Origin of the sequence: Aliiruegeria haliotis (genome assembly GCF_003003255.1) — a bacterium.
In the GTDB taxonomy this organism is placed as follows: Bacteria; Pseudomonadota; Alphaproteobacteria; order Rhodobacterales; family Rhodobacteraceae; genus Tropicimonas; species Tropicimonas haliotis.
Window position 1 is genome coordinate 24,173 of record NZ_PVTD01000019.1, and the last position, 6,728, is coordinate 30,900.

The 6,728-nt window shown below is 61.4% G+C and carries 5 protein-coding genes and 2 pseudogenes; 5 read left to right on the forward strand and 2 right to left on the reverse strand.

Features of this window, described 5'->3' with window-relative positions; translation table 11 throughout:
• The first annotated feature begins 63 nt into the window (after window positions 1-63).
• The 3 genes from CLV78_RS22760 (at window position 64) to CLV78_RS22775 (ending at window position 3,793) form a co-directional block, all read left to right on the forward strand.
• The gene (locus tag CLV78_RS22760; RefSeq protein ID WP_106208342.1) at window positions 64-1,359 is read left to right on the forward strand and encodes a hypothetical protein; all 1,296 of its coding nucleotides are present in this window, start codon (window positions 64-66) and stop codon (window positions 1,357-1,359) included.
• Window positions 1,360-1,362: 3 nt separating this feature from the next.
• Window positions 1,363-2,595, forward strand: coding sequence for an HlyD family secretion protein (locus CLV78_RS22765; protein WP_106208344.1), 1,233 nt, complete (start codon window positions 1,363-1,365; stop codon window positions 2,593-2,595).
• A gap of 832 nt (window positions 2,596-3,427) precedes the next feature.
• Entirely contained in the window at window positions 3,428-3,793 is a 366-nt protein-coding gene (locus CLV78_RS22775; protein ID WP_106208348.1) for a SpoIIAA family protein, read from the forward strand.
• 301 nt (window positions 3,794-4,094) lie between these two features.
• Here CLV78_RS22775 and CLV78_RS24675 read toward each other — a convergent pair.
• Window positions 4,095-4,336, reverse strand: a pseudogene (locus CLV78_RS24675) (hypothetical protein); the annotation flags it as partial.
• A 113-nt stretch (window positions 4,337-4,449) separates the two neighbouring features.
• Between CLV78_RS24675 and CLV78_RS22785 the strand changes: the two are divergent.
• Both CLV78_RS22785 and CLV78_RS22790 read left to right on the forward strand, forming a co-directional pair.
• Entirely contained in the window at window positions 4,450-4,677 is a 228-nt protein-coding gene (locus CLV78_RS22785; RefSeq protein ID WP_106208352.1) for a hypothetical protein, read from the forward strand.
• A gap of 112 nt (window positions 4,678-4,789) precedes the next feature.
• Window positions 4,790-5,323 carry a DUF3489 domain-containing protein gene (locus tag CLV78_RS22790; protein ID WP_106208354.1) on the forward strand — a complete coding sequence of 178 codons (534 nt, stop codon included), beginning with the start codon at window positions 4,790-4,792 and terminating at the stop codon, window positions 5,321-5,323.
• 46 nt (window positions 5,324-5,369) lie between these two features.
• Here CLV78_RS22790 and CLV78_RS22795 read toward each other — a convergent pair.
• Window positions 5,370-6,527: pseudogene (locus CLV78_RS22795) on the reverse strand (site-specific DNA-methyltransferase).
• Between the last annotated feature and the right edge of the window lie 201 nt (window positions 6,528-6,728).

Genomic DNA, 6,728 nt, shown 5'->3' on the forward strand with positions numbered 1-6,728 from the left:
CCAAGGTCCGGCTCGGCCGGCGAGAAAAGCCGAAAGCGGGTTCAACCAATACGGAAGGCTGACATGACAGATACGTCAACCGGTCAAAGCATCGATACAGATTCCATATTGAAAGAGCTCGATTCCGGTTTGGATGACCGGGGCGCTGAAGGCCCTGATGACGGCAAGGTCGACCTTGAGGCAGACCCTGAAAAAACATCCGAGTCGGCGCTGCCTGTGGCCGAAGCCACAGCACCACCTGAACGCCCCGCACCCCAGCAGGAAGACCCCGCTGGTACGCCGGAACAGGCTGTACCAGCAACTGAAAGTACCACCAGTGACGTGATTGACCCCTCGACTGGGGAGCCGCAAATCGCGCCGGAAACAGCAGAGCAGACATTTCCCAGTAAAGTACCGACTGACCAGGCGGACTCGCCGACATCACCGTCCGACAGCACACAATCGCCCTCCGAAGAGCCTGCGGACGCTGTCCGGCCGCAAGCCAATGACGGCCACACCGACGCAACGGGCGCGCTGGCGTCGGAACCGGAATCCTCTCGGTCCGACCCGGCGGCATCACCTCAACCCGAGGCCACGCAAGCCCAAGCGGCAGAAGAGATTTCCGGCGCAGCGGTTCCTGTCGATGCAACGCCGCATACATCGGAAGCCGAAGGGGCTGCTACTGCGGATACTGCCGGCATCATCGAAAAGACCTCCGACGGAGAAGGAGACACGCCTGCCAGTGAGCAGGATTCCGCCCCTTCCCAGGCATCCGAGCCTTCCGGCGATGCACCTGCACCCGCGAGCGCCGCTGCGTCGGAAGCCACAGGCGAAGTGCCTGCGCAAGCGACTACTGCTGCACCGGAGGCTTCGGGCGCAGAGCACGGTGCCGGCGATGCTGCGGCCGAAGCTGCCGCGGCGGGTGGGCAATTCGACCTGCATGACGTGCATTTGCCCTACTACATGACGCCATTTGGCGAATCCGACATACTTTTCACCATCATCGTCGTCTTCATCCTGCTTGCCGTGTTTCTGCTCGGCCTATTCTATTTCAAGCTGCACTCTCTGCCGGAGAAAATGGCGCACGATACCGCCCAGTTCCAGCTTGTCGCGATCCTGGCGCTGCTGGCCCTGTTCACCCACAACAACTTGTTCTGGATCTTCGCGATCCTGCTGGCAGCGATCAAACTCCCCGATTTCATCACGCCGGTCCTCACGATGGCGAAGTCGCAGGAGCGTGTGGCGATCCTGCTTAGTGAAATCCACGCGGCGCAAACGCTGGCCGCCGCCGCGCCAGAAGTCGGCGCCGTCACACAAGAGATCGACGCCCGAACCGACACCCCTTCCGACCATACTGGCCCGCGGGCAGAAGGAGGCTGATCGATGCTGGAACTCATCCTTTGCTCGATGCTCACGATCCTGCCGGACTATCTCTTTCGTCGCTTTGGGCAGGGAAAACGCTTCGGGCGTGAGATCACGCTGTTTACGGTCTGGTACGAGCTCCGTTATGGCCTGACCGGCTGCATGATCCTGACGATCTCGCTCATTACGGTGGTGTTCTACTATCATCCATCCACGACGAACGTGAGTTCGTTCTTCCGAACCGTGAGTGTCCTTCCCGAACGTGTCGGCCGGGTGAAGGAGGTGCAGGTTCAAAACAACATGACGATCGAGGTTGGCGACGTGATCTTCACGCTCGAAGACGACGAACAAATCGCGGACAGGGACACCGCCATCGCCAGGGTCGACGAGACCAAGGCACATTTCAAACTGGTCGAGGATGAACTGGCCGCCGCGCAGGGTACCATCGATCAGGCTTTGGGCAACCTCGAACAGGCCCACGAGGAACTCGCGGTGCAGCAGCAACTCCTTCAGCAAGGCAGCGCTGCAGTTGCCAAGCGCGAAGTCGAGAGGCTGGAGAATCTCGTTCAGAGCAACGCGGGCGCCCTTGCGACGGCCGAGGCCAACTACAAGGCTATCGAAACGAAGAAGACGGTTCTGCTTCCGGCGCAACTGGTCACGGCCGAGGCTGAACTATACGAGGCGGAACGCGCGCTGGCGCAATCAACCGTCTATGCCAGCATCTCCGGGGAGGTGCAGCAATTCGCCTTGCAACCGGGCGACCTCGTGACCCCACTGATGCGTCCGGCCGGTATCCTTGTGCCGCCCGACGTCAACCAGGACCGGTTTTTGGCCGGGTTCGATCAGGTCTCCACGCAAGTCCTCAAAACCGGCATGGTGGCTGAACTCACCTGTCGTTCCAACCCCTTCGTTATCATTCCCATGGTGATCGTGGAGGTACAGGATTTCCTTCCTTCCGGACAATTCCAACCATCGGACCAACTTCAGGACATCCAGGATCGGGCGCGTCCGGGGACCGTTATGGTCACGATGGTTCCTGTCGCCGAAGGCAGCGTCGACGCGATCCCACGCGGCTCGAAATGTGTTGCCAACGCCTATACCTACAACCACGAGCGCCTTGCAAACGAGGATCTGCCTCTGGGTGAGTTCCTCTTCTTGCACCTCGTGGACACGGTCGGGCTCGTACATGCTCTCATTCTTCGGATCCAGGTGTTGCTCATGCCGGTCCAAACGCTCGTATTGTCGGGGCATTAAGGTTCAAAACGGCTTCCTAGCACCGGCCACAAATAGGCGAATGCTTCGCGCGCCAGATGTCGAGACCGCGCCATGGTTCGGGCAGTCGGCCTGATCGCTGCGCAAGCCAGCGGCAATGCCAGCCCGGTTGGAATTTGACATATGAAAGGAGACACGATCATGAGATTTGCCAACCTTGCAGTCGGGATCGCGGGGCTGTTGATATTGCTCGATGCGCCGGCGATGTCACCCGTTCCGGGAGCGTCTCAGTCACCGACGAAACAGACGGAGCTGATCGGTTCGTTCCTCAGCACTCAAAACCGAAGCGAATGCGTCGGTCGCGGCGAAAACTGTGCCGGCCGCACCTGCTGCGACGGTCGGTATTGCAAAGAAAACGGCGGCGGAGAAAGCCTCTGTCGTTGATCTGCCGTTTTGGTTGACATCCGTATGAACCGAAACTCAGGCAGGGGCCATCAATTCAAGAGTTGTGTACGAATAGAAACGGGATTCGGGAAACCTTTCCCAACAAAACGAAGTACACGCAAACCGAACTCGATAACGTTTTTTTTGATCCAAACAGCTCTCCCGCCCGGTTGAACTTCAGGTTCCAGATATAAACAGATTTCTCCCCGGCGACCTTGGAATAAATCGTTTGTGAGTCCCATGTATCCTCTTGGTCGTCTTCTATTGATCGCCAAGCTTGCCAGCCCGCTGCAAGGGCTGCTTTCGCCGCCGTGGCCGCCGAACGAATTCCGGAGAAACCCCAAGCCGCACCCGCGAATGTCTGGCGTCCAGTCCCCGCACATTCAATGCGGACAGAATTCAAGGATCGATCAACCAGAAAGGAAAACAGATGATTGATACGAGCTTTGATGCTGGCAATGCATTGCTGACTGCAACTGGACACGGCAAAATCACCCATGCCGATTATCAGGACCATCTGATACCAGCCATGGATTTGGCGGTGCAATCGGTAGGCGAGGTCAAGCTGCGCTACATATTCGCGGACGACTACGAAGGGTTAAGTTCCCCGGCAGCATTGGACGATGCGCGGCTTGGAGTGGCGCATCTGAAAGATTTCAGGCGGATCGGCGTGGTCGCCGATCAAGCCCGGATCCGCAATGTGGTCAGCCCATTCACCATTTTCATGCCGGCCGAAGTTCGTACCTTCGCTTTCGCCGATCTTGCTATGGCTGAAGCCTGGATCCGGGAAGCCTGACACCGCAACATGGCACAAACCAACGCCTTGTTTCGGTCAGATCGATGCTTTGCAGCGAGGACTGTTTCCTTTGCCGCGACGATGGCAACAGCGCCCGTTGCCGATTGAGTCGGCAAGATCGGCCTGAGCGGGGACCTGTCGGGCAAACGGATCAACGACCGATGTGGATGCGCGGTGGTGGCGATTTCTAAGGGAGTGAAACTGGCGCCTTCGGGTGAGAACGAGGCGAGCAGATTGGCTTATTCCGGGACCGTCAAGTCCGGATCGGGCCGCATGCCTCGGCGCCAGGACCGCAGGATGTCGTCGGCGCTGTCCAGGCCTTGAGGTAGGAGCTCCTCTCGCCCGGTCCGGAGAGGGCTGTCTCGCCCACCGAGCGGCGTCGCTGATCCGGATCGGTCGTTTCGGCCAGTCGGGCATCGAGGCCGCGGCATCGATCGAGCCATCGGCGAAGAGCACCAGCCGCCCGGTGCGTTTCGCTTTCTGGATTGCTCCACGGAAGAGCCCGGTATGGGCCGCGTAGTCCCGTTCGCTCGTGCCCTGCATCGATCGACCTAGAATCTAATTAAAGCAATGATATTGCTTCGATTATCGTTGATTGATCACGCTGCCAGAGCGATTCTGATTGCAACGAAAGAGATCAGCATCGGGAACCAGCCATGAAGACCCGCCGCCAACAGAACGAGGCCGAAGCCCTGAGCGCCTTCATTGCCACGAAAGCCAAAATCGACGAGATGCTGAGTCGCCTGCAGGCCCTGAGCGACGAACATTTCAACACCCATCCCGAAGAAGCCAGCTGGGGCGATGTCGGCACGCCGCAGCACCATGCCGCCCGGTTGCACGAGATCACCGACAGCGCCTTCCACGAGGGCGAACACGCCGAATAGGCAGGCGACTTCCCCGCTGGCCCGGAGCGTGTGCCCGATCAGGACGCGCCGACCGGGCCCCGGCCTTGTAGGAGGGTCTGCATTCCGCCGGCCCGCATCCACGGAGCCCAGCATGCCCGACCTCACTGACACCCAGATCCGCATTCTGGACCTCGCCGCCGCCCGCGCCGATGCGCTGGCCATGCCGCTGCCGAAAGGCCTGCACGGCGCCGCTGCTAGGAAGGCCGTCGCCAGGATGACCGAACTCGGCTTCCTCGAGGAAGTCGATGCCAACATCGACCAGGGTGTGGCGTTCTGGCGCGAGACCGGTGACGGTCACGGCACGACGCTGATCGCCACTGAGGCCGGGCTCGCAGCGATCGGATTGTCGCCTGCCGAGATCCGAACCCGCCTGAACCGGCGAAACCCGGAGCCGACCGAACCCACGCCCAGCGCGCCGCGCGCCAGCACCAAGCAGGCCCGGCTGATCGAGATGCTCTCCGCACCGGGCGGCGCGACCATCGCCGAGATATCCGAGACCACCGGCTGGCAGGCGCATACGGTTCGCGGCGCGATTTCCGGCACGCTGCGCAAGAAGCTCGGGCTGGCCGTGGTGGCAACGGCCGAGCCCGAGCGCGGCAGGGTCTACCGGATCGCCGGCTCCTGACCCGCCGCTAACTCACCGATCATGATGGCCGCGATCCCGCGGCCATTCATTTGTTTGCTACGACCCTTTCCGCCTGCAGCTCCGACCAGCTGGCGCCGGTTTCCTCGTGCACCGCGTCCTTGCCCGTGAAAGCGCTGCCAGCGCTCCACCGCCACATCGACATAGGCCGGGTTGAACTCGACGCCGAGGCAGATCCGATTGGTGGTCTCGGCCGCGATCAGCGTCGTGCCAGACCCCATGAAGGGCTCAAAGACCGCCTGTCCGGGATCGGAATTGTTGAGGATCGGGCGGCGCATGCATTCGACCGACTTCTGTGTGCCGTGCACGGTCTCGACGTCTTGATCGCGGTTGGCGATCTGCCAGAGCGTGATCTGTTTCCGGTCCCCGGCCCCGTGCCCCTTGCCGGTCTTCCGCACGGCATACCAGCAGGGTTCGTGCTGCCAGTGATAATCGCCCCGGCTCAGCACCAGCCGGGAAATAGCGCCCAGGCCTCGCGCCAGTCGGCCCGGTCGTCGTTCTGAACCTTGCTGGTCCGGCGCGTGGCGGTCGCGCCTGTCTTGTTCCGCCAGGACGGATCATAGGCCACGCCATAGGGCGGATCGGTGACCATCAGCATCGGCTTGACCGAGCCGAGCACTCGCCCAACCACATCTACCGATGTGCTGTCGCCGCAGATCAGCCGATGGTTCCCGAGCTGCCAGAGGTCGCCCTCGACAGTGACCGGGGTGGCCGGCGGTTCTGGAACATCCTCCTCGCCCTCCGAGGCGCCATCGTCGGCGTCCTTCGGATCCCGAAGCAGCGCATCGAGATCCTCGTCGTCGAAGCCCAGCAATGAGAGGTCGAAATCCTCGGCGAGAAGACCGGAGATCTCCTCGCGCAGGATCTCCTCGTCCCACTCGCCCAGCTCGGTCAGCCGGTTGTCGGCGATCCGGTAGGCGCGCCGCTCCGCCTCGTCGAGATGCGAGAGCCGGATGACCGGCACCTCTTTCAGGCCGAGCATCGAGGCTGCCAGCACCCAACCGTGGTCGGCGATCAGTTCGCCGTCGTCGGCCACCATGCAGGGAACCGTCCAGCCGAACTCCGCCGTGCTGGCGGCGATCTTCGCGACCTGGTCCTGACCGTGCATCTTCGCGTTGCCGGCATAGGGACGCAGCCTTTCGACCGGCCAAGCCTCGATCCGGTCGGGGGAGAATACCAGCTCCATTCGGATGTCCGTTCTGTGTCGTTGCCGGGGTGGATTCCCCGGGTGGATTCCGGTCGATGGATTCCGCCACCTGGAGTCCGCAGGTGGATTTTACAGTTTTGGTCAAGAATCTGGAGGGTTCCGTGAGGTCCGCGTGCGTGAGATCGACGCCAAGTGGTGTCGCGGACCTCATTGAAGCCGGATTGAACGAAGCTGCGGGGT